Raw genomic sequence first — 767 nt, 5'->3', positions numbered from 1 at the left:
TCCGGCCACTTGCTGAAGCCGTTTGCCAGGTTAGCCAGGGTCTGCGGAGTAAATTCAGAGAGTTGGTCGGCACGGCGAAGCACCTCACCGGCGATCGTGGCTGTGGCCTCGCGACAACCCGCCTGTTCCGGCCACTTGCTGAAGCCGTTTGCCAGGTTAGCCAGGTTCTGCGGAGTAAATTCAGAGAGTTGGTCGGCACGGCGAAGCACCTCACCGGCGATCGTGGCTGTAGCTTCGCGACAAGCCGCCGCTTCCGGCCACTTGCTGAAGCCGTTCACCAAGTTCCCCATGTCCTGCGGATTAAAACCAGAGAGCCGGCCGGCGCGGCGGCAGACCTCACTGGCGATCATGCCTATTGTCTCGCGACACGCCACCGCTTCCGGCCACTTGCTGAAGCCGTTCACCAGGTTCGAAAGTTTCTGCGGATTAAAACCAGAGAGCTCGTCAACGCGGCGACTAACCTCACCGGCGATCGTGAGCGCGGCGTGACGCGTGTTCTCCTCTTGCGGCCACTTGCTCATGCCATTCACCAGGGTCGCAAGATCCTGACTGCTGAAATCAGAGAGTCGGCCGCGACGAAGCAACTCGCCGCCGACAACGGTTGCGGCGTGGCGGCACTCTGCCGCTTGCGGCCACTTGCTGAAGCCGTTCACCAGGTTCGAAAGTTCCTGCGGAGTAAACTCAGAGAGTTGGTCGGAACGGCGAAGCATCTCACCAGCGATCGTGGCTGTAGCCTCGCGACAAGCCGCCGCTTCCGGCCACTTGCT

At 61.4% G+C, this 767-nt stretch carries 1 pseudogene; it reads right to left on the bottom strand.

Going from position 1 to position 767, the window contains the following annotated elements:
- Positions 1-767: pseudogene (locus AC0ZT5_RS35120) on the bottom strand (hypothetical protein); the annotation flags it as partial.

The sequence above is a fragment of the Mesorhizobium sp. CNPSo 4670 genome (assembly GCF_057784235.1).
Note: the sequence above shows the minus strand (reverse complement) of the source record. Positions and strands in the feature narration are given on the sequence as shown.